At 52.4% G+C, this 21,851-nt stretch carries 19 protein-coding genes and 1 riboswitch; of the genes, 2 read left to right on the top strand and 17 right to left on the bottom strand.

The features are described 5' to 3' along the window. Positions 1 to 12: 12 nt before the first annotated feature. From PPRO_RS04895 to PPRO_RS04885, 3 genes are all read right to left on the bottom strand, one after another. Complete coding sequence (locus PPRO_RS04895; RefSeq protein ID WP_011734934.1) at positions 13 to 216, bottom strand: helicase; 204 nt, start codon at positions 214 to 216, stop codon at positions 13 to 15. Between the two features lie 69 nt (positions 217 to 285). Then, positions 286 to 362, bottom strand: a riboswitch (cyclic di-GMP riboswitch). 63 nt (positions 363 to 425) lie between these two features. Then, complete coding sequence (locus PPRO_RS21810) at positions 426 to 728, bottom strand: WYL domain-containing protein (RefSeq protein WP_456299427.1); 303 nt, start codon at positions 726 to 728, stop codon at positions 426 to 428. A 544-nt stretch (positions 729 to 1,272) separates the two neighbouring features. After that, a complete protein-coding gene (locus PPRO_RS04885) occupies positions 1,273 to 3,390 on the bottom strand; it encodes a thioredoxin domain-containing protein (RefSeq protein ID WP_011734932.1) in 2,118 nt (705 codons plus the stop codon). Positions 3,391 to 3,591: 201 nt separating this feature from the next. Here PPRO_RS04885 and PPRO_RS04880 point away from each other — a divergent pair, with 201 nt between their 5' ends. Together PPRO_RS04880 and PPRO_RS04875 are read left to right on the top strand one after the other, a co-directional pair. After that, positions 3,592 to 3,777 (top strand): hypothetical protein, encoded by a 186-nt coding sequence (locus PPRO_RS04880; RefSeq protein ID WP_041532138.1) that lies wholly within the window; start codon positions 3,592 to 3,594, stop codon positions 3,775 to 3,777. Positions 3,778 to 3,973: 196 nt separating this feature from the next. Beyond that, positions 3,974 to 4,312 carry a PilZ domain-containing protein gene (locus PPRO_RS04875; protein ID WP_041532137.1) on the top strand — a complete coding sequence of 113 codons (339 nt, stop codon included), beginning with the start codon at positions 3,974 to 3,976 and terminating at the stop codon, positions 4,310 to 4,312. 529 nt (positions 4,313 to 4,841) lie between these two features. Here the strand turns inward: PPRO_RS04875 and pilQ are convergent. From pilQ to PPRO_RS19340, 14 genes are all read right to left on the bottom strand, one after another. Beyond that, positions 4,842 to 7,508: a type IV pilus secretin family protein gene (gene pilQ / locus PPRO_RS04870; protein ID WP_049759642.1), complete on the bottom strand. Its 2,667-nt coding sequence runs from the start codon at positions 7,506 to 7,508 to the stop codon at positions 4,842 to 4,844. Between the two features lie 10 nt (positions 7,509 to 7,518). Continuing rightward, positions 7,519 to 8,091 (bottom strand): pilus assembly protein PilP, encoded by a 573-nt coding sequence (locus tag PPRO_RS04865; RefSeq protein WP_041532136.1) that lies wholly within the window; start codon positions 8,089 to 8,091, stop codon positions 7,519 to 7,521. Then, the gene (locus PPRO_RS04860; protein ID WP_011734928.1) at positions 8,066 to 8,671 is read right to left on the bottom strand and encodes a type IV pilus inner membrane component PilO; all 606 of its coding nucleotides are present in this window, start codon (positions 8,669 to 8,671) and stop codon (positions 8,066 to 8,068) included. The genes PPRO_RS04865 and PPRO_RS04860 overlap by 26 nt, the downstream gene beginning before the upstream one ends. Positions 8,672 to 8,704: 33 nt before the next feature. Continuing rightward, positions 8,705 to 9,286: a PilN domain-containing protein gene (locus PPRO_RS04855; RefSeq protein WP_011734927.1), complete on the bottom strand. Its 582-nt coding sequence runs from the start codon at positions 9,284 to 9,286 to the stop codon at positions 8,705 to 8,707. Next, positions 9,283 to 10,338, bottom strand: coding sequence for a type IV pilus biogenesis protein PilM (pilM, locus tag PPRO_RS04850; RefSeq protein WP_011734926.1), 1,056 nt, complete (start codon positions 10,336 to 10,338; stop codon positions 9,283 to 9,285). The genes PPRO_RS04855 and pilM overlap by 4 nt, the downstream gene beginning before the upstream one ends. A 303-nt stretch (positions 10,339 to 10,641) precedes the next feature. Further along, entirely contained in the window at positions 10,642 to 11,259 is a 618-nt protein-coding gene (locus tag PPRO_RS04845) for a hypothetical protein (protein WP_011734925.1), read from the bottom strand. A 17-nt stretch (positions 11,260 to 11,276) separates the two neighbouring features. Next, positions 11,277 to 12,521 (bottom strand): prepilin-type N-terminal cleavage/methylation domain-containing protein, encoded by a 1,245-nt coding sequence (locus PPRO_RS04840; RefSeq protein ID WP_011734924.1) that lies wholly within the window; start codon positions 12,519 to 12,521, stop codon positions 11,277 to 11,279. Positions 12,522 to 12,539: 18 nt separating this feature from the next. After that, the gene (locus tag PPRO_RS04835; protein ID WP_011734923.1) at positions 12,540 to 12,935 is read right to left on the bottom strand and encodes a type IV pilus modification PilV family protein; all 396 of its coding nucleotides are present in this window, start codon (positions 12,933 to 12,935) and stop codon (positions 12,540 to 12,542) included. Continuing rightward, positions 12,910 to 13,425, bottom strand: a complete 516-nt coding sequence (locus tag PPRO_RS04830) for a pilus assembly FimT family protein (protein WP_011734922.1) — start codon at positions 13,423 to 13,425, stop codon at positions 12,910 to 12,912. Before PPRO_RS04830 ends, PPRO_RS04835 begins: the two co-directional genes overlap by 26 nt. 38 nt (positions 13,426 to 13,463) lie before the next feature. Next, complete coding sequence (locus PPRO_RS04825) at positions 13,464 to 18,473, bottom strand: Ig-like domain-containing protein (RefSeq protein WP_011734921.1); 5,010 nt, start codon at positions 18,471 to 18,473, stop codon at positions 13,464 to 13,466. Continuing rightward, positions 18,470 to 18,775 (bottom strand): hypothetical protein, encoded by a 306-nt coding sequence (locus PPRO_RS04820; protein WP_157039937.1) that lies wholly within the window; start codon positions 18,773 to 18,775, stop codon positions 18,470 to 18,472. The genes PPRO_RS04825 and PPRO_RS04820 overlap by 4 nt, the downstream gene beginning before the upstream one ends. 49 nt (positions 18,776 to 18,824) lie before the next feature. Continuing rightward, entirely contained in the window at positions 18,825 to 19,613 is a 789-nt protein-coding gene (locus tag PPRO_RS04815) for a DsbC family protein (protein ID WP_011734919.1), read from the bottom strand. Between the two features lie 172 nt (positions 19,614 to 19,785). Continuing rightward, the gene (locus PPRO_RS04810; RefSeq protein ID WP_011734918.1) at positions 19,786 to 21,153 is read right to left on the bottom strand and encodes a sigma-54-dependent transcriptional regulator; all 1,368 of its coding nucleotides are present in this window, start codon (positions 21,151 to 21,153) and stop codon (positions 19,786 to 19,788) included. Beyond that, positions 21,153 to 21,851: a sensor histidine kinase gene (locus PPRO_RS19340; protein WP_049759641.1), complete on the bottom strand. Its 699-nt coding sequence runs from the start codon at positions 21,849 to 21,851 to the stop codon at positions 21,153 to 21,155. The genes PPRO_RS04810 and PPRO_RS19340 overlap by 1 nt, the downstream gene beginning before the upstream one ends.

Below are 21,851 nucleotides of genomic sequence, written 5' to 3'. Positions count from 1 at the left end.
TCAACTAAAACCTTACCCAACCCTTCGATTATCCTCAAACATCTCTACCGGCATCGCATACCTGAGCTGCCAGACCATCTTGATCGGCCGTTCACTCTCGAAACTCACCATATCCACCGACCCCAGATAGGTGAACGGCACCGTCACGTTGTTCCGCTTCTTCTGCCCACCGGAAAGACCAACTCCCTGTGATCCCGCCTCAACAATTTCAAGCACAAAAAAACCACGCCCCCCATTCAACAAACGGAAGCGTGGCTCTTATCACAAAATATTTTCTACACTCACTTCGACAACCCCTCTATCCCCTCCCGAGGATGGTAGCTTTGCGACACAGGGTTGCCCCTGCTGTGCCCTATCGGTGACAGTATGTGGTTAGTACAAACATTATTAATAGCAAGCAATTATACCAATAACAATCTTTTTAATTATTCTCTCCAAACAAGGGCTTTTGTCTCCCTATGACAACACGCGTTCAGAGGGGGGCTACAAGCATGAATACCTGGCAACTGCCACCTCCAGCTCTGCACAACGACTTTCTCCCGCAGCCACGTTGACTCCAGTACCTCCACGTGCGAGCCGTGTCTAAGAATCTCCATCATGATCTCCGCTTGTTGGGGAGCGGGAACTGTCAGGATCAGCGTGCCGTCATCCAGGATTTCTTCCCGCTGTTCCTCGTGCAAGATCTCCCCCCTGATCCTGCGGGACCGTTCCGGAGTGAATCTAAGCACCACATTAAAGCTCCGACGATTCTGGAAGATACCGAATCACATCTACTCCGAGTTATTTTCGATTAATTCGTATCATGATCCGAACAGAGACAGAAACACCTGTCGCTTCTCACCCTTTAGGCTTTGAGACGCACCCCTTCAGCCCGTGGAAACAGAACACGAGGGGCAGACAATAAAAATTAAAGAGTTCTTTGAATACTGGCTGATGTGACCAGACGTGAGAAGGTGGGAGAACTGGAAATTTGGGGTGTCAATCCCCCTTCCGGACCCCGGAAAATCTGTACCCTATTTTGTACCCTACGGTAAAAAAAAGATGGTCAAAATGGTAAATATGGGATAGATTTCAGGGTACATAAACATTTGATATCATTGCAAGCTACTGATTTTGTTAAATAAAAATGCGAGCCTCCGAAGACTCATAACCCGAAGGTCAGAGGTTCAAATCCTCTCCCCGCAACCAAACAAAATCAAGGACTTGCATAAACGGCAAGTCCTTTTTTTGTATACTGACACAGCTATTGGCGTAGGTACAGAGTCAACAGCATCACACGATCTCACTGAGCAGTTGCTCCAATTGGGCCGCATCGTTCACCGGGGGGCGGCAGGCTCCCCTGGCGCATACATACGCTGTCGGCAAACCGCCGACCATGGGGTATACATCACCATCCCCCTTGAATCGAAGGACAAGACCAGGAATGAAGTATCGGTGGATCACGTTCAGCAACTCCCTTACCCCGGGCTTATCTCGGTCGCCAATCAGTGTTATCTCCACATCCGGGCCAAGGAAGAAGTCGAGGGCTGTAACCATCTGGATATGGGCAATCGGCTGCTCCGCAAGACTCCCCATCCAGGAGACCAGGCACCGTTCCCCCGCATGTGTCAGCGCCTCATCACCGCAGATCTTTCCCAGCTTCAGCAGACAGAGACAGGCAATGGAATTTCCGGACGGGATTGCCCCGTCATGTGCGTTTTTCATCCTGACGAGGACCTGCTCAGCTTCGGAAGCAGTATCATAGAAAGCGCCCGTTACCGCGTCACTGAACAGGTCCAGCATCCCCCGGGCCAAACCGAGCGCCCCCTGAAGCATGACAGGATCACCATCAACCTGGTAAAGCTCGACCATCCCCCAACAGAGGAAAGCATAGTCCTCCAGAAAGGCGGGCACAGAGGCCACGCTCTGATGATAGCTTCGCAGCAGACGCCCCGCCGGAGTGTGCAAATTCCGGGCGATAAACCTGACCGCAGATCTGGCCGCCTCCAGCAGTCGCTGTTCCCCACTCACGGCAGCCCCCCGAGCCAATGCCGCAACCATGAGGCCGTTCCAGGCGACAAGAATCTTCTCGTCCCGAAAAGGCCTAACCCGCTCGGCGCGCACCTCCAGCAGTTTTGCACGGGCAGTTTCCAGGCGCCTGTCGAGTTCTCCGGCATCCAGACCGTTTTCTCGGGCAAGCAGGGCGACGGAGCGGGGCTGATACAGGATGTTGCCCCCCTCGAAGTTGCCGGTATCTGTAACACCAAAGGCCTCGCAGAAGAGACGGGAAGTCTCCCCATCCAGATTTCGGTCTATCTCCCCGCGCGACCAGAGATAATAGTACCCCTCGCCCCCCCCGCTGTCAGCGCCAAGCCCCGAACAGAAGCCTCCATCTGGCGAAGTCAACTCATCAAAGACAAAGGAGAATATCTCCATGGCCATATCCTTCAGAAATTCATCACCATAGGCTTGGAATGCCTCCAGGCAGGTAATCGCAATAAGAGCCTGATCATAGAGCATCTTTTCAAAATGGGGGACACGCCACTCGGGATCCACGGCGTAGCGGTGGAAGCCGAAGCCGAGCTGATCGTAAATCCCTCCGTCGCGCATCATGCGCAGTGTATAAGCCACCATCTCTTCTATGTCCTGATTCTGTGTCCGCCGCCACATGCGCAGTAAAAAGGAGAGATTATGCGGCAACGGAAACTTAGCACCGCCGCCGAATCCGCCATTCAGGTAGTCGTACATCCCTTGCAGTGAGGCCTGGGCCTCATCCAGAACCCGGCCAAAATCGGTATCAGCAGAGACTGGAGCGACAATCTCGCGCAGCGCCCTGACAACCGTATCACTATTTTCATTAATCAGATCTCGATTGGTATTCCAAATTTCGCTGATCTTCTCAACGGTTTCCACAATACCCAAAACCCCGTTGCTCCCTGTCTTGGGGATATAGGTTGCGCAGTAAAACGGTTTGCGCTCAGGGGTCAGAAAAATCGTCAGAGGCCATCCTGCGCCGCTACCGGTCAGTATCCTGGCCGCGGTCATATAAAGCGAATCAATATCAGGCCGCTCCTCGCGGTCCACCTTGACCGGAATCAGGTGCCGGTTGATGATCGCCGCCACCTCTGGATCTTCAAACGATTCACGGGCCATGACATGACACCAGTGACAGGTGGCGTATCCAATTGAAACCATAAGCGGTTTATCCTCTCGTGCCGCAGTTTCAAACGCCTCCTCCCCCCAGGGATACCAGTCAACGGGATTATCAGCGTGTTGCAGCAGATAGGGACTCGCGGCAAAGATCAGCCGATTGAAGACTGCACCACCATCCGCCGGCAATCTCCCCTTTTCCAGTGCCCACAAACTCCGTATCCATGAGTTCTCGTCTTTTTCCCTGGAAACGTCCTGCATACGCACTCCTTCCTCTGTAGAGACCATTCGTCGTTTATTGTGACCCGTTGCCACTAGTGTACATGATAATTTCTCCATTGTATTCACGCGGTAAAATTCGTACTATACTTCCGCGTATGACCTTGGCAACACGTCCCAAGTCCATATTCCCTAAGCGCTCCAGGGGCGTTGCTCACAACCATCACACACCGGAGGCCATAGATGATTTTTATTTTACTGATCATGGTACCGATCGTACTGGTCTGCCTGTTTGGGCTGAAGTCACTCTACTATGCCAGTGCCATCCTGGCCGTCCTGTATGCAGCAGCCATCATCAAAGCAAAAAAATCACCAAAAAAAACGACCCCATCAAACCATGATTATTTTTCAAATCCTACTCCAGAGTGACACTCCATCGCCTATGACATGTAAAGCAACAAAGAGTCGGATACCGGGGATTTACGCATCTTCGCCCCCCAGCACAAACAGTGGCATTCATTCCAATGAGATAGAAAAACGCCTTCTCACCTTCTTCCCCAGCATCAAACAAAAACTTGTAGCGCGACATCGAATCAGATAAACTGTTAATTGTTGGAGGTATTTTATGCCTGACAGAAAATTCAACAGAATCAGATTCGAATCACAGACCACGGTGAGAATGGCAGACCAGAGCTTCGAGGCTCTGACTGAAAACCTCAGTCTCAATGGCTTGTACATCAGGACTGACCGTCAACTCCCACTCGGGAAGAGAGCCGCCATATCCCTGAACCTACCCAGCGCATCCACCAGTTCGACCATCACCGTGGACGGCGAGGTAGTGCGGAACGACAAGAACGGCATGGCATTTCAGTTCAAATCAATGGACTTTGAATTATTTTCCCACCTCAAGACGGTCATAGGCAGAAAGGCACCGCTCCGGCTGAATGAGTACTACCTTGTTTGACATCGCGACAGGATAACAGAAGAGCCGGATCCAAAATGAATCCGGCTCTTTGTGTTCAATTCTCACCAACAGAAATACTTTATCAAGGGATAATCTGCAATTACTCAACCTCAATACGTACATAGGGATGATTTTTATGTGCTACCTCCCTCGCCTCACTAAGGGACTTATAACAAATTTTGCCCAAGTGTGCTCCACTTCCTGATACTTCATCTATATACCAGTAGTCCGGTTGGGAGACCCGTTGCCTTATAATTACTCGTATCATGGTAACCTCCTCACTCTTAAGTGGTATCTTACTCTGCTGTTAATATACACCCGCCTAAGCACATCGCAATCCCATCATCATAACCACCCAAAATTACACGTTGATAAAGCCAAAATAATGACAAGTAAAAATTACCGAAAATCACTGTGGAACGGGGGACATTCAAAGACAACAACCTCCGGGAGCACCATTCCACGGAGGTTGTTGTTACATACTCTTTCGAAAGATCACGGCTCAACCAAATAAGGTAGTTCCCCTTGTTTACAGAGTCGTCGCCATGATACGCGGTGTAATAAAAACCAGCAGTTCAGTCTTGGTTTTTGTTTTGCTGTTCGTCTTAAAGAACTTACCGATAGCCGGAATATCCATAAGGAAGGGAACGCCAGCATCCGAATCATTGTCAGTGTCCACGAATATGCCGCCAATAACGGTTGTCTCTCCGTCACGCAGCAGCATCTCAGTCGTTGCCTCTTTGGTATTGATGGCAGGCGCAGTAGAACTACCCACGGCGTCCCCCATAGAATCATTCTTTGCTACAATGTTCATGCTGATGGTGCCGTTGGCGTTGATGTGCGGCGTAACCTCGAGCGACAGGGCAGCTTCGACAAACTTTGTCTCCACATTATCACCATCAGATGCAGTATAGGGAATCTGCTGCCCTTGAGCGATCTTGGCTTTCTTATTATTAAGCGTAGCAACCTTTGGGCAGGAGATGATCTTGATCAAACCAGCGGTGGCTGCGGCGCTTAGCCGCATATCAAGCTGGACACCATTCCCCAGGGCACCGAAGGAAATGCCCATATTTCCACCTGCTGAATCTCCGGTACCGCTGGTAGGCGGAGCGGTTGTTATGCCGCCGAAGCCGGTATCCAGCTGGGTAATCCCCAGCAGCGACCCGGAAGCATCGGTGTAGTGAACTCCCCAGTTCACCCCCAGACTGCGGGTAAAGGTGGATGTGGCCTCCACTATGCGCGCTTCGATCATGACCTGCTTTTCCGGAATATCCATCTTCACCAGATGTGCCCTAATTCTGTCTATATCCGACTGCACGGAAGTGACAATAATCGTGTTAGTACGGTCATCAGCAGTGATGGTAGCCAACTTTTCCTTTAACAGAACAGGATCAAGCAACGCTTCTAATTGCGGCTTGATCGATTTTGCATCACTGTAGTTAACGGAAAAGTACTCCGTATACGTGGTTTGCTTTACCAACTGTTCCTTAAACGCACCTCGTTTTTTGATTGTCAAGACATTCCCTATTTCACGCGTTTCAAGGTCTTTTGCATCAAGAATGATATCCAGAGCCTGATCCCAGGGCACATTGACCAGTTTGATGCTTATGGTTCCAGTCACATCGTCTCCCAGCACGAAATTCTTGTTACTCACTTCGGATAACAACTGGAATATTTTACGCACCTCAGCATCAGCAAACTCGAGAGTGACCTTTCTCCCCCAGTACTCCTTTGCGGATCCTAATGGCTTGCGTGAAGGGTCCGGGGAAGAGGCAAGCTCGGACCTAAGCGCGGCATCGCTGCCAGGAGGCTCCTCGCCACTTTTCGCAACCAGATAAGGTACTGCCGGTTTCTCAGCAATCATGCCTTCCGGGTTCTTGAAATCAATGAAAAGCATGTCACCTTCACGACGATACTCATACGGCACCGTTTTCCGCATGGCAATGCGGATTTTCGTGTCTGTTCCCTTACGGGTAGTCACAAGAAGCGGGGTAACGCGCAAAACCGGAGACCAAAAGCCCTTTGCTTCCAAGGAGCGTTGCAAGCTCTTGGGTAGACTCGTATTCTTGATGGTCAGCGTCACAAAGCCAGGACTCTTTTCAGGCGGCTCCGCAACGGCATTACCGACCACTTTCACGGCAACACGGGAAATACCATTTACAACCTGAAAATCAATCATGTCGACACGTGGCACGGACAGAGTAGCGGCTGGTTTCATATCATCGGCCCGGGAGGCAGGTGCTGGCCCATTGTTCGCGGTTGAGGCGGTCGCACCGTCCCCCCGGGTGGCTACGGATACTGAAGAGGTATCCATCGGCGCCACGCGTATGCCCTCGTTTGTTTTCTCCGCAACCACCTTGGGCAAAGCACCATCGACCGCATCAAGCACGACACGCACCTTGTCAGGGTAAAGTCCCAAACGAACTGATGAAACGCCAAAAGCATTTACGGAAAACAATCTCGACGCCAGAACACTCTTCACGCCATGGAGATCTATCGCGAAACGATCAGGCTTACTCAGCCGGAACGCTGTAAACTCACCAACACCGCCATCAATGGCGAGTACGATAGCATTGTTCTTGACGGACACAGCCGTCAGGGCACGGATAGTTGCGCTTTGTGCTGACGGGACCGGTTCCGGTATAGCTGCCGTGGTTTCCTGGGGCTGCGGCGAAGAATTTCCTGTAACTACGGAATTGTCCGTAACAGCAGCTGAAACGGGCGTTTCCGTGATGGGAGAAGATAGCGACGGGAATGAGACCCGGATTTCAGTCGGTTTTTCTTTTGACACACTCAGAACGGCATCAGCATCCTTAACAAGTTCTACATCCAGGCGGGTCAACACTCCGGCGTCGGTGTCATAACTGCTTACTGTAACAGCCTTGAAATTGCCACTGTTCAGCACTACCGGCGCCATGATCGCACCTTGGCCTGACTGGGAAAGGTCTATAACAAGCCGCAAGGGAGACGTGGTCCTGTAACTGGTGTAGGTGGTCGGTGCGGACAGTTTGATAACAAGTTCCGCCGCGCTCCCTTCCCCGAGCACCGTTATCGACTCGATTGCGGCAAGAGTTTTGTGAGTAACTTGCGACATATCCTGTGCGGATTCGGCGGAATTCGGCATAAGGCTCGAAAAGCCAGAAACAACTGCCAATGAAAGCGCCAAAAGAATTGATTGTCTTCTCATCCACATCATGCGGAGCTCCTTACTGTTTCCTGGGCAGGTTGATTTTAATATATTCCTTGCGTACTCTGCCATTATCATCCTGGAATTGCTCCAGAACAGTTACGCCACTCTGGGATATGGACGTAATGCGCCCCTCGTTTTTACCTATCGTCATCCCGACCTTTATTACATATCCCTTACCATTGGGGTCCGTTACCATGGCCTGATTCTCTCTGATCCCGGTAATTATCCCTATTACTTTATAGTTATTGACATCAAAACGGTGAATTGGTAAAGCGAGTGCGCTAACGCGCTTCGACCTTGCAAAAACAGGCACAGGAGGTTTTTTGGCAACAAGATGTGGTTTGAATGGATCCTTTTTCGAACTGAAGTCGAACTGATTAGAGGCAAGCGGACTCAGTTTCACAGGAGAACTGAGTTGTTGCTGTACCGGCTTCTCAACTTTTGGTATCTTGTCAGATTCGGACTTAACCGAAGAAACAGGCTCCGGATTCGGCTCGTCTTTTTTACAACCCTGAGCGAAAAAACCAACTGACGCGATCCCAATCAGCATCCCTATCAGATATTTATTGTTTGACAGGTTTCTTGTCATTAGCAATCTCTTTCTTGTCAAGGAATCGGAAGGTTGTTGCAAGGCAATTAACCTTTGTCATGACTCTGGTGTTGGAACTCTTTATGTCGGTAAAAACAACATTGTTTATATTTACGATTCTCGGGAGATTGGAAACAGCAGCAAAAAAATTAGCCACACTGTAATAGGAACCTGCAACGCTTATGTCCACCGGAACTTCAGCATAAAAATCTTTTTGAATCTCTCCTTTTGGCCTGAATACCAGAAAATCGAGACCGGCACTTTTTCCAAGCGTCGTGATGCTGGTCAAGAGAGACGGTATCTCCTTTGAGTTGGGCAGTTCTGTTAATGCCTGAATCAGTTCACGGTTAAGTTGATCATACTCGTTCTGCATGCGCTGAAGATTCGCAGAGATTCTGGTTTTTTCATCGACCTCGCTCTGCAACTTGCTCAACTCTTCCTTCATGCTTTTATGTTCACGATACTTGGGCAAATATAAAAACCAGACCAGTGCTGCTGCTTCAACAAGCAGTACAAGCGCAAGAATAAGGATCTTCTGTTTCGTTGGGAGCTTGAGTATTTTTTCTACTTGTGGATCCATAATTAATCCGTTCTTATTGAGTTAATAAACCATCTATTGGGGTACGGAAGCTTTCTCTTCCGCTGGGGGCTCATTGGACATTTGTAGTTTGCATGCAAGATCGAAGCGTTTAATTTTTGAGCCATCCATCTCTTTCTGTTCGGAAACAAGAAGTTCAACTCCCATATAATCGGATGACGATTCGATATTTCTCATAAAGGCCGCTATCAGGTCCTCATTGAGGGCAAAGCCCGAGATCTTGATATCAGTACCTGTTTCGCCATAGGAAGTAAGCCACAACTTATCAGGAGTGCAGTCACTCAGGGTGGCAAGCCTACGCGCAGGGCCGATTTTGTTCTTGCGCAACTGGGTCAGGACATCTAGTTTTTTCTTGACCTGATCTTTGAGTGTTTTCAATTCCTCCAGCTTTCCGATTCTCTTTTTCAGCTCATTAATCTTATCGTTTGCTGTCGCAATATCGTTTCTTGTATCCGCTATCTGCGTTTTTTTCACAAAAAACATGGTCATAATTACGGCCAGCACAAGCACGACGCCGGCGCAGAAAATAGCAATCTGCTGAACGGCAGTCTCCTTCTTTTTTGCAGCCCTGACCGGCAAGAGGTTAATCTTTATCATTTGTCCCCGACCCTCCTTATAGCAAGTCCGACGGTGACCGCCATCAGCGGACTGATTTCCTGCAGGTATTCAGGGTCAAAATCCTTATCAGCATAGTGAAGCTTTGCAAAGGGATTAATGATTTCAACCGGCAATCCCAGTTTTTCGTTGATTGTCGTGACCAGTTTGTACATTTTCGTACAACCACCGCTGGCAAAGATCCTAGTAATACTGTCTTCATTGGTCGAAGAGTTGTAGAAATCAAGAGAACGTCTGATTTCTTGCGTGATGGAATCGTTAACCCTGCTGATGACATCGGAAAGAGCTTCACTGCAGGTTTCATGCGCCAAAGTTTTCATCGCATCCGCTTCAACACCGCTTACTCCCATCTGCTTCTGTATCTCTTCCGTAAAAAGGTTCCCACCCATTTGAACGTCACGGGTAAACAGCGTGACTCCTCCCTTGACAACATTGATGTTCATCACTCCAGCGCCAATATTCACCAATGCGAGGACTTCATCGGGGTTAACGTCGTAGTTTATTTCAAAAGCGTTCTGTACGGCAAACGAATCAACATCAACAACGGACAACAGCAACCCCGCTTCGTTGAAAACAGTAACATAGTCATTGATGATGTCTTTTTTGCTGGCCACAAGCAATACATTCATCTTGGAGGGATCAAAACTGTCTTGTGATAGGATCTGAAAATCAATATTTACGTCATTGATATCAAAGGGGATGTACTGCTCTGCCTCCCAGCCGATCTGGTCTTCAAGTTCTTCAGGAGGCATGGTGGGAAGCGATATTTTCCGGATAATAACGGAATTCCCCGATATGGAGCAGGCAACATCCTTGATCTTTACCCCCAGACTGGAAATGAGGTTTTTTATTGTCTCAACAATGGATGAACTGTCCATGAAAGCATTATCGACAATGGCCTCGGGAGGAAGCGGAATAATACCAACTTCAAGCAACTGGTAGCCCCCCTTATGCTCCTGAAGATGCACGAGCTTTACAGAACTGGACCCGATATCTATGCCGATGACTTCTTTTTTCCTGTTAAAAAAAAGCATATTGTGTATTCCCGTAAACGACTCAGATTTAAAACGTTTCCACGTTCTCGCGAAAAACAGGCCGAAGCGCGATGCCTTTCTGTGGTTTTTCAGCACACCATTTTCTTACAGTTGATTTTGCAACAAAAACTAAGTGAGACGGTTATCCAGAGATACGGTATCAATATTAAAACACTGGTTATCACTTACAATAATTCGGACGCATGTCAAGAAAATTATGCAATTACCACGTTCAGCACCCATAGTAACTTCAAAAAACCACATCACTGAACGACATGGATGCTTCGTACCTCTACGGTTCTATCAATAGGCATAAAGAACAGAGATATTTGCCTGTTCGTGAGCATTTGTCTCACGCTCAGCCTGAACTTCAACCCTGTACACATAGGGAAGGTGCTGAGGTGTAATGACCGTTAGCGACTCCGCAACGCCAGCCCCTTCAAGTTGCAGGCCACTCATGTCGGTATTACCGAGAACAGTATCAACTATTTTAGTATATACGCTGTATGGCTGCCCCTGCGCTGCCGTGAGTTTCAGGGTGAAGTCGGGAGACACCTTCGGATTTAACGAACGGCTGTAGGAAGCATCCCATTCGGATTCATCCTTAGTAATCTTATCTTTCAGGCATTCCTTATCTGCCAACACTGTAAGCGTGACACCGTTAAAAGCAGATTGCAGCTTCGTAATCAGATCGGCATCTGTATAGTTCTTCAGTATCTCCGGTATGATTTCCTTGACAACTATTTCAGTGCCGCCCTGCCCTGCCTCGAGCGCAGTTTTATAGCGCTTCATTCCGCCCATCATCTCAATATTCCGTGAAATCATGTACATGATCGCCATGACCATAACGAGTGAAATAAACGTCATAAGCAGTGACGTTACTAATGCGAAACCATCTTGGCCAGCCACAATGGGTTTCATGAAATAACTCCTCAAAGTCACTGATTTGCCTGAAGGTTTTTAGGGCTTACCACAACTCGATAGACCTTCCAGTGGTACTGGCGCATGTTTGTCGTCAGAGTATGCACTTTACTCAGGCCATCCGTGGACACGTTTCCAACCCTGATGGTCTCGGCGCTCTGAAATCCGGGATTACGGCGACCAAGCTGGGCGAGCAGGTAGACCTTTACCAGCTTGAGGCTGGCGCGCAATTTTTCGGCATCAGCCAGGGCAGTGGTAACCCGTGTCTTGTGCGCCGATGGTGAAACCGTAATATCGACGTTATTGAGTGCCAAAGGGGTCGAGTAGGTGTCGACGGCGCCATCCTGCCCCTCATTGCCCTGGCCATCATCCACATCCCACCCAAAGACGACCTGCATATCGGCAACACAATCCAGGAGGGGGATGTAGTTCAGTTTGCCATCCCCGTGATTGACAACCCCCTTGTAGAATATTCCGGTATTCTCGGCGCAGAAGGCCGGCCTTTGCGAGGAATCCGATGGGGCGGCGACGAAGAAGTCGGCACGATTGAAAGGCATGCGAGCTGCAGATCCTGGCGTAATACCGTAGAGGTAGTAGACCTCTTCCTTGAGCGTTGGTCTGAAGGCTTTATCATCTTCATCAAATCCGTCACTGTCGTAAATTGCAGAGAACGTCTCGGAGTCTTTGACAATAAGCTGATTGGTGTAGGTGGCTTCGGAAAAAGCCTTTCGCATCACGATCACCCGATCAGTGCCACTGTCCATGTTTCCCGAAGGCCATATGTGGGGGGGCGAGCTCGCAACACTGTCGTCAAAGGGCATGTAAGTCCACTTCTGGGAGGCGGCATTGAGCCCCAGCGAGGAGGCTTTCAGAACCAGGTAATCCGTATCACCGAGGATATTGTAACTGCCAGAGTCGGTGACAGCAGCGAGATCATCACCAGCCACAACGGCACGGGGAACGGCGCTTGCAGTTGTACTCGTGCCATCATTGAATTTATTTGCTGGGGTGACGCCGGCCTCAGCGTACTTGATCGGCGAAAGGAACGAATAGGGCAGACCAAAACCGGCCTGCTGGATATCATGCCGGAACATCTCTAACCCGAGCATTCCTTCAATATTGCTCTCCTCGGACTTGGTAAGCTTGGTCACCTGGGTAAGGATGGTCTTGAAAGCATCGGCGGTGATCATGACCACGACGAGAAACACCGCCATGACGACAACCATCTCAACAAGGGTAAAGCCCTTTCGGGAATTCAACATAACAGCCTCCGAGCCGCGTTACTCAAATTCGGAAATGAGGGACAGTACGGAATGAGTGTAGCGCTCTCCCTTGTAGTGCCAGATAATCTGCAATTCAATCTGCTTGGTCCGGCTTGTCGGCTCCGTAACGCTCTGGGAGACCGAATAACTGCGGAAGGCCCCGTTTACCATCCGGCTGGTGGAAAAACTGCGCTGGACCACATCGATCATGTCGTAGGACCTGGCCTTCTCCGTGTTCATTCTTTCATCGGCCAGCATGAGCGCCTCTTGGCGCAACTGGTTTCCCATGTTGTGCACGATCGCATAATTGACCGTCTGCAACAGGCCGAGCAGCCCCACCATCAGAATTACGATGGCGACCAGAAACTCGATCAGGGTAAAGCCCTTGCTATTGGAACTCACATGAATTGCCATTTATTTTCCCCACATTAACCCGTGCCCAATGAACAACAAGACAGTTGTACGCAGGCTCACCCAAGCCAACGCCCACTGCAATAGTCATATGATCGCTAACACTCTCTGTATAACCTCGGTCGTTAATCTTGATGACGGTATCGCTAAAAGAGCTTAAGGTGCCCGATGAAAACTTCTGAATCGTATAATTCAGATTCCTATTGAACACCGGAGTGCCCGTTGCATCGGATTCACTGCTGTAGCGGCGAAACGAAATCATCTTCGGGTTCAGGGTCACCCGATGTCTCTTCTTGGTCTGGATGGCCATCTGGCGCACGGCGGTCAGGTCGGAGAGCATTTCCTTCACCTGGGCTTCGATGTTGTACTTTCTCTGCCAGTGACTGAAATTCAGAGTGGCTATGGCGAGAACAGCCGAGATCAGAAAGATCACGATGATCAACTCGGTCAGCGAAAAGCCCCGCGAGGAATTGATATTCTCCTTTCCAGCCATGTCTGCCTCCATACCCCTGAATCATACCCCGCTTGCGGCTACTTTTCCTGATAGTGAATGATCTTCTTAATCGGCTTGGGGTTAGCCAGAATCGAGAGTCCCTGGGCCTTGGGGGGAACCCCCTGGATCATGTCGGTAGTCCGGCGATTGTCCTTTGCCGTAAAACCGGATGACATGGAGATTTCCGCAAAGGCGCCGGTGGAAACCTGAACCAGCAGCTTCCCCTTCATGGCATTGCCCGGCGCTGAAGTTCCCGTGGCATATCCCACCGCCCAGATGTAGGAACCCCCGCCATAGCCGCACACATCGGAGGTGGGACGGAATGTCGTAAAGTAAACAACCCCGCTTGTAGATGCGACCGGGTCGGTTATGACCCTCTCGGATGAGTAGCCGTCGTTAAGTGCCGATGTATCGAGATTGATGTACCACCCCTTCTTGCCCGAGGCGAGAGCCGAACTCGGCGATGTAGTCTGATCATCGAGATCGGAAAATGAGAGGCTACCGGTCATGGTCGGATCGATCTTCTGCGTCGTACCGTTATACCAGGGTTCCGTAACTCCGAACAGCCTGCGCTGAGTGTCACCGTCATCCACCTGGGTGGCATTCTTAAAAAAGTAGCGGCCGCTTCCGAAGTACAGCCACTGTTTCTTGTTGACTCTGTCCTGCAGTTTAGTTATGGCGGTGGTAACAGGCCCGATATTGATGGTGCTACTGGTAGGATCATCAGCAATAACCGTGCTGGTGGACCATGTGCTGGGATCCACGCTCTCCCTGGTAACCAGTCTGATCACACCGCCTCTCGTCCAATTGCTGGCATCGACCTTCTGAACATAGCCGATGTAGGCGGCATCATCCTGATAGAATCCGGACTTGGTGCTGCTGTTGCGATCATTGTCAATGGCCGAGTTGGAGACGGAACCGGCGAACGCGTTGGTAATTCCCGTGTCAATCGTCCTGACAAGCGCCCCGGTCGCGATATCCACGACAAACAGTTTCAGGTTCTGATCGGAGCGCCCCAGGAACTGATGGGTAATTGTTTCTATCGGCCCGGTCGGCCCCGAGGCAAAGACCGCGAACCATCGTCCGTTTTGGTTCTTGTCACCGACACGGATGATCACCGGCCCGGTCGTGGCGAATCCCAGGTTCCCCACAGCGGTCGTATTGCCGGGAAACTCCCAGAGATACTTCGGCGCTTGGGGATTGGTGATATCCAGCGCGTAATAACCGGAATATCCCAGATCGGCCACCGGCGTTTTCACACAGTCGCTGCCGCCGCCGGTGCAGAGACCGGTGCCGCCGCGGTTTCTGCTCGCGCCGCCCAGACCGGTGCCGCCGATCAGAACAGTCCGCCAGCTGGTATTGGATGTGTCCAAATTATTTGTCGTGTCCCCGGAAACGTCATTGCTGAAGACAGTCTGTTTGGGACACTCCCAATAGTTCGTGCCACAGTTGGGGTACTTGGATGTATCATAGGTTGCCGGCTTGTTGGTGGCCACATCGACGATGAGCTGCGCGCCATCCACGTAGAACAGATGCGAATAATCGGGATCGGCAAGGTACTTGAGATAAGGGAGCATTTGGCGGGGAATAAAGGTCCACTCCTCCCGCCCCAATTTGTCGGAGGCATCGGCCCTGGTGTTACTGTTCGCCCCGCTGCTGTCAACGGTATAGTCGTTCAGCTGTGACTTGTCCGCCGCGCAGTCGGCGGAAGGTGACGTCACGCGGCAGGGATCGGTCAACTCCTTGAGCACCCCCATGCGGAACGTGTGCAGCATGCCGTCATTGGCGCCGACATAAGCCATGCCCCGGTTTTTATAGTCGTTTGACTGGGCAAATTTCTTATAGGAGGAGTCGTTATAGCCGGTGGGAGTACTCTGAGAGTAGGCGTTCAGCGCCACGTTACCCTGAATCTTGGGAGTTGAACTAACAATATCACCCAAGCGCCAGGTACCGCTGGCGCCGGCGATTATGGCGGTGCGGGAACGGTAGCCTGACTGGTCGATGCCACGCACATAGGAGATGATCTTGTCCGCCTCTGTGGCATTGGCCGCCTGGAGGTACCCCTGAATCGTGGTGTCGTCCTTGAGCACGCTGCTCGCGAAGTTAGCCAGGTGCGTACTCTCGTTCGCTGTATTCTCCAGCACATCGAGAGTCGATACGCCGGTGTGGGTGAATATGGTGCGGTTGTCGCTGACCAGGTCACGGCTCCAGAGCAAGCGACCGGCCCGCCACAGGCTCTTGACATTGGTGGTGTCGTCGGGGTCGTAGGATGCACCAACAAGGGTCAGCTGTGTTCCGTCCCCCTTGACATCCTTCAGCAACCTGACCCGGGTCTTGTCACCGTCGAAATAGAACTGGGCGATATTGTCATCCTTCAGGTTCAGCTTGTAGTCGCTTTCCGTATCCACGCGGATCGTGCTGAGCTGCAGATAGGGATCGAGGTAGTACCACAGATTCTGCATCTCGCCGATCCAGCTCACCTCGGTGCCGCTCTCAAAAGCCTTTTTGGGGTAGAAGACCGCCTGCAGAAGGCTGGCGCCGCTCCCCTCGCTGTTGTTGAGGATGGATGCTGCCGTTCCCGATGAAACGCGGGTCAGGATATCCAGCAGAGCGGCCAGCAATTCCCCTTCCAGCTTGCTGCCATCTTGGGCTTCGTAGTATGTGTCCGGCACGCCGTTAGCGTCACTGTCCCACTTGGACTGCTGGTCCGGCTTGCCGGTTCCGTCCGAGTCATCGAAGCCGCCATACTTGCAGGTCTTCTGCAGCAGGTCGCGCCCCAGGTTAGAATCATCGAAGGCGTACACGGCATAGGTGGTGATGTTCTGATTCGAGCTTATGTTGCTCTTTCCCAGAGTATCGCTGCGCAGGTCGGTCATGTGCGCCCAGTAGGCAGCCCCTTCCAGGTAGTACGATCCCTCGCTAGTATTGGGCGACACGTTCCACTGGCTGGTAGAACCTTCGTTATCGGCAATCTTGTCCATCCAGGTCTTCACGTTGAAATGCGAATCGGTGATGGGTGTTCCCCAGTTGCCGCCCGGCAGGTTCCGGTCTTTGGTCGCTTCGCCGTCGGTCAGGATCAGGACGAAGTTCTTCTGACAACTGTGCTCGATGGGGTCTTTGCCGCTGTAGGTGCCACCGTTGTAGGCGCTGTCGGTAGCCATGAAGTAGCGGGTCGCCTCGAAGAAGGTCTCTCCTAGAGGGGTCCAGGTTTCCGGATCGGTATTCTCCACCTGGGTTATCAAGTTGGTTCCGGTGGAGCCCAGATCCACCGCCGGATAGCCGCCGTCGCGGACGCTATTCTGGCTGTCCTCGAGCCTGTTACCGACATTAAAGAACATGATCCCGAAGTTGATCTTGTCCCACATCTTGACGACAAGCCCCTCCTCCGGAGGGTTTTCGCCCACGTAAACCTTACCGTTGTAGGTAGTTGCATCCTTTTTTGAACAGTTAGCAGTGGTGCCGCAGGAGTAGATTTTGCCGTCGTCGACAATGTAGTAATTGTTGCCATACCGCTTGTAGTAATCCCGGTCGGGACCGTCATGAATCAGGGCGTAGTTGGCATTGGCAAGGGAGCGGGGAGTGATCTTGCCCCCAACCAGCACCTTGCGGACCACATCCACCCGGCGCATGGTCAGCCAGTTCAGGAAGTTGCCGGACCAGAAGCTTTCCCTGTTCATGGTCTTGGACGTATCGATCTTGAAGTGGCCACTGGCGGAGGTATCGTACTGGTACATGTAGGCTGTGTCAAAATAGCCGTAGTAGCTCTTGGAGCTGTCATAGCTGGTGTCGTAGTTGCTGTCGCCGTACCCCTTATTCTTGTAGGCGAACTCGTTCATGCTGCCGGAATTGTCCACCATGAGCAGTACGTTCGGCTTGACCGATCCACCGGAGATGAAGGGGGGAATCTGGCAGTAATCGTTCATGGCCGCCGGTGTCGTGAACTGCACAGTTGTGAACGCAAATGTCAGTGGGTTGAGCATGGTGTTCAGGGACAGGTCCCTGACGGAAGTGGAAACGGTCAGGGTGTAGTCCGTACCATAACCGAGAGAAGAACTGGTCGTCAGGGTGGCCCTGTTGTTGATGCTGTCGTACGTGACCGTACCGGTCACGCCAGAAATATATAGATTAGCAGCGGTGATGCTGGCCGGGTCCATGGCCTCGCTGAACTGGATGATGAAATCCTGACTGACGGGAATGGAGGTTGTAGCCGTGGGGGTAACCACGCTGGCGGTCGGCCTGGTGGTGTCACTGGAGCGGGTGGTAAATGTCCAGGTGTAGGGCTGACCGACAACCGTCTGACCGTTGGCATCTTTCACGTTATTGACCGTCACCGTGTAGGTGGTGCTGGCGGAAAGTGCCGAAGATAGAGTCAGCTTACCCTGGGCCGCGCCGGAGTCGTAGGAATAGGTACCGCTCACCGCAGGGGAAACGGAGAAGTTGGACGAATTGAGTATGGAAGTGCTTCCTCCCTCTGTTGAGTCAACTTGCTGGTTGAAGCGGACCGTGATCTCCGAAAGATTCAGGGCAATGTTGGTGGCGCCATTGGTGGGATCGTTGTCGATGATGGTTGCTGCGGGTGGAGTGGCAGCGGCTGTCTTGAAATGAATAATGGTATCTGATGTACCAAGCGTATTGCCAGCGGCATCCTTTATGTTCTTTGAAAAGACCAGTTCGTATTCCGTATCAGGCAACAGATTAGCCGATGGGTATGCTCGGTACTTAACTCCGTATTTGAACCCAAAATCGGGATCAACCCAGCTGCCCAGAAACGATGACCAGCGTTTAAAATCCGAGGGGCTGAGCAGGTTCGCCGTCGTATTCTTCTGACGCAGAGTTATGCGCAGTTTATTATTGTTATAGATTTGGCTCCAGTAAACGTCACTGGAAAAAACGAACTCTATCACCGTATCCACTGCAACCGGCGCGAGATAGGAAGGGTCGTCCGCGGGAGTAGTCGATGACACGTAATAGGCTTCTGCACTGGTGATGCGCAGTCCAATGCACAGCAGAAACGTCAGCAGGGCAACCTGCAGAAATAACCGCCTCATTTCGGCACCTCCTGGACGGAGACAAAGCGGGCCGTCCCGCTCTGCGCGGTGACGGACAGGCGGGTTCCGGCACTGAAGCGTTCGATACGGGTGTTGCTCCCGTCACGGTTTGTTACCAGCGTGTCGCTGGTAACCTTGAAGCTTTCACTGTGACCTCGTCTGTCCATAACCGTGAGCCTGCCACTCTTCGCGCTCACCAGAACACCATAAAAAACCGTCTGCTGCGCCAGGGCCACGGATGAAGCAAAAAACAGGACGTGGATCGCCAGAATAATCATTAGTAATCTCAGTTTTCCCCTCATTGCGTCTCTCCTTTCGACCCTGCTAACCATATGCAACAACGTCAGGGCATCAGCGTTCCGACGAGAGCATCTTCTTCATCGTCTCCGCGTCACCCATGCCGACCTCGATCCTGCCGTCGGGCATGACCAGGGTGGGAGTTCCCGAGATACCGTTGGTATTGGCGAATGAGATATTCCCTTCGATGTGCTTTCTGCTGACCTCACCCTTCGGCTTGGGAACCGGTTTGCCCTCAAAGACCCTGTCAAGTATATCAACGCTCCCGGCTTCCACAATGGCGCGGCACTTGTCGAACGAGTCGGGGTGCATGGGCAATGGGTAAAGCACGACGTAAATGGCCAGGTCCGGCGCAATTCTGGCAAGCTTCTTCAGTTCCTCATGCCCCTTTCTGCAGTAGGGGCAGTCGGGATCGGTGAATACGTACAGCTTCTTCTTCCCCTCCGGGTTGCCAATGATCACGGCGCCAGCCGTGGGAATGGTGCGCACGTCCAGAGGAGCCTTCTGTTTGGGGCGCGGGAACTCGGCCTTATGCGCAGGAGCCGGTTCGAGCTTCTCCCGATCGAACACCATCCCCTGGATCAGGTGCTTTTTGCCGTAGTCCATGAAGAGCAGCCCCTTCTGGCCATCCCGTTCCACCATCAGTTCAAAGAGTCCCTTGGCTGGGGAATGCTTGACCGAGGAAACAGTTCCGCCAAAACTCTTGATCAGTTCCGTAGCTTCTTTTTCGGTAAGGGTATGGCAGGAGGCGCACTGGCCGCCATGGCCAGTTTTGGCCAGGACCGGGGAGGGCAGGGAGATGGTCAGGGTGAGAACGAGAATAATGGCTGATGTCTTGAGCATACTTGTTCCTTTCCGACACAGTTGAGCCACAAAACAAAGCAAACAGCGTGCCACACAGAAAAAGGGCATTAACACGCTGTTTTAGAGGCTTATGCGCAACAGCCCCACAGCACACTACGCAAACTTTGCACAATCAACAGAAAAATAGCCCCCAAAGAGGCGCAACTTTTGCCTAGTCGATGCCGTATTCCTTGAGCTTGTAGAGCAGGGAGCGATGGCTGATCTCGAGAATCTTCGCAGCATGGGTGCGGTTACCGCCGGTCCTGGCCAGGGCCTTCCTGATTAACTCGCGCTCCATGGCCGCTTCGGCCTTCTTTATAGAGAGCTCCTCATCATGCTCCATCAGCGGCCACGGCGCTCCCACAGATCTGACTGCCGGCGGGAGACAGGCGTTGGTAATGCTGCCGTCCTCGCAGACGATGGCGGCATGTTCGATGGCATTCTCCAATTCGCGGATGTTGCCCGGCCAGACATAGGACATGAGGCTGCGCATGGCGTCCGGTTCGATGCGCATTTGCCCGGGGTCGCGATCGCGCAGCGCGGATCTCAGGAAATGCTCCACCAGCAGCGGAATATCCTCCACGCGCTCCCGCAGCGGGGGAAGACGAAGACAGAAGACGTTCAAGCGGAAGTAGAGATCCTCACGGAAGCGTCCCGTCTGAATGTCCGCCTCCAGGTCTCGGGAGGTGGCCGACACGATGCGCACGTCTATCTTGCTGGAGACGGTGGCCCCCACCCTGCGGATCTCCTCCTCCTGCAGCACCCGCAGGAGTTTCACCTGAAGCGCCAGTGACATCTCGCCGATTTCGTCCAAAAAGAGCGTTCCACCATCCGCCTGCTCAAAGAGACCGGCCTTGTCGCCAGTAGCATTGGTGAAGGCTCCCCGTACGTGGCCGAACAGCTCGCTCTCCAGCAGGTTCTCCGGGATTGCCCCGCAATTCACCGCCACGAAGGACTTGGAAGCGCGCCCGCCATTGCAATGCACGGCCCGGGCCACCAGTTCCTTGCCGGTGCCGGACTCCCCCAGAATCAGAACGGTCGTTTTCAGGCCGGCAACCTTGCGTATCTTGCCGAATATCTCCTCCATCCTGGCAGTGCGGCTGATAATGCCGCCATGATTGAATCGTCCGGCGGCAGCGGCCCGCAGACGGCTGTTCTCATCCTTCAAGCGTTCCCTCTCTTCGGCCTTCCTCAGCACCATGACGATCTCATCCTTCTTGAACGGCTTGGAGATATAGTCATAGGCGCCCAGTTTCATGCACTCCACCGCCGTATCCACCGTCCCATAGGCCGACATCATGATGATGGGCGACCCGACCTGGTCGCGCAGCGCCGCTTGAAGGAATGCCTTGCCATCCATCTCCGGCATGCGGATGTCACAGAGGATAAAGTCATAGACCGTGCCGCGCAGGGCTGCCAGCCCCTCGACACCGTTCGCCGCGCAGTCAGCCCGATACCCCTGGCGGGAGAGCATGACCGACAGCATGTGGCGCAGGTTCTCCTCGTCGTCGATAATCAGAATGTGTTTCTGCGCGGTCATTATCGCGCTCCTTTTTTCGAGATGGCCGGCAGCCGGAGGGTAAAGCAGCTCCCTCTGCCGAGGGTGCTCCGCACGTCGATACTGCCACCAAAGCCCTCGATGATACGGGCGGCAATGGCCAATCCAAGGCCGGTTCCCCTACCGGGCGGCTTGGTGGTGAAAAACGGCTCGAAGAGGTACTCAAGATGTTCGGACGGGATGCCGCTGCCGCTGTCATGCACATCCACCCGTACTCCCTCCCGGAACAGTCCGGCCCGATTCTCACCTTCACTTGTGGCACGCACGGTGAGCCTTCCCCCATCGGGCATGGCATCGCGACTGTTGAGCATCAGGTTGATCAGTACCTGTTGCAGCTGGTGCCCATCGGCAAGGGCCGGGGCAAGATTCTCCTCGAAATAGGTATTCACCCTGATCCCCTTGAACGCGCCCTGCTGGGTCATCAGCTCGATGGAATCAGCGATCAGCCGGGGAATATCCACCGCCTCGACATCGCTGTTCCTGGGGCGGGAATAGTCCAGCAGGCCGCGCACGATGCGGTCGATGCGGGCGCATTCCTGGGAGATCCTGCGCCCGTAGTCCCGGCTCGCCGCATCCTCCTGTCCATCTCCCTCCAACAGCTCGGCATAGCCCATGATGGCGGCCAGAGGCGTCCCGACCTCGTGGGCCATACCGGCTGCCAGCAGGCCGATGGAAGCCAT

Source organism: Pelobacter propionicus DSM 2379, assembly GCF_000015045.1.
Taxonomy (GTDB): domain Bacteria; phylum Desulfobacterota; class Desulfuromonadia; order Geobacterales; family Pseudopelobacteraceae; genus Pseudopelobacter; species Pseudopelobacter propionicus.
Note: the sequence above shows the minus strand (reverse complement) of the source record. Positions and strands in the feature narration are given on the sequence as shown.

Coding starts and splice junctions, on each gene's coding strand:
- PPRO_RS04830 (WP_011734922.1), bottom strand. CDS start 13,425: ATGGCTGGAAAGGAGAATATCAATTCCTCGCGGGGCTTTTCGCTGACC.
- PPRO_RS04880 (WP_041532138.1), top strand. CDS start 3,592: ATGATTTTTATTTTACTGATCATGGTACCGATCGTACTGGTCTGCCTG.
- PPRO_RS04820 (WP_157039937.1), bottom strand. CDS start 18,775: ATGAGGGGAAAACTGAGATTACTAATGATTATTCTGGCGATCCACGTC.
- PPRO_RS04845 (WP_011734925.1), bottom strand. CDS start 11,259: ATGAAACCCATTGTGGCTGGCCAAGATGGTTTCGCATTAGTAACGTCA.
- PPRO_RS04810 (WP_011734918.1), bottom strand. CDS start 21,153: ATGACCGCGCAGAAACACATTCTGATTATCGACGACGAGGAGAACCTG.
- PPRO_RS04815 (WP_011734919.1), bottom strand. CDS start 19,613: ATGCTCAAGACATCAGCCATTATTCTCGTTCTCACCCTGACCATCTCC.
- pilM (WP_011734926.1), bottom strand. CDS start 10,338: ATGCTTTTTTTTAACAGGAAAAAAGAAGTCATCGGCATAGATATCGGG.
- PPRO_RS04835 (WP_011734923.1), bottom strand. CDS start 12,935: ATGGCAATTCATGTGAGTTCCAATAGCAAGGGCTTTACCCTGATCGAG.
- PPRO_RS04865 (WP_041532136.1), bottom strand. CDS start 8,091: ATGACAAGAAACCTGTCAAACAATAAATATCTGATAGGGATGCTGATT.
- PPRO_RS04825 (WP_011734921.1), bottom strand. CDS start 18,473: ATGAGGCGGTTATTTCTGCAGGTTGCCCTGCTGACGTTTCTGCTGTGC.
- PPRO_RS04860 (WP_011734928.1), bottom strand. CDS start 8,671: ATGGATCCACAAGTAGAAAAAATACTCAAGCTCCCAACGAAACAGAAG.
- PPRO_RS04840 (WP_011734924.1), bottom strand. CDS start 12,521: ATGTTGAATTCCCGAAAGGGCTTTACCCTTGTTGAGATGGTTGTCGTC.
- pilQ (WP_049759642.1), bottom strand. CDS start 7,508: ATGATGTGGATGAGAAGACAATCAATTCTTTTGGCGCTTTCATTGGCA.
- PPRO_RS19340 (WP_049759641.1), bottom strand. CDS start 21,851: ATGGCTTCCATCGGCCTGCTGGCAGCCGGTATGGCCCACGAGGTCGGG.
- PPRO_RS04875 (WP_041532137.1), top strand. CDS start 3,974: ATGCCTGACAGAAAATTCAACAGAATCAGATTCGAATCACAGACCACG.
- PPRO_RS04885 (WP_011734932.1), bottom strand. CDS start 3,390: ATGCAGGACGTTTCCAGGGAAAAAGACGAGAACTCATGGATACGGAGT.
- PPRO_RS04855 (WP_011734927.1), bottom strand. CDS start 9,286: ATGATAAAGATTAACCTCTTGCCGGTCAGGGCTGCAAAAAAGAAGGAG.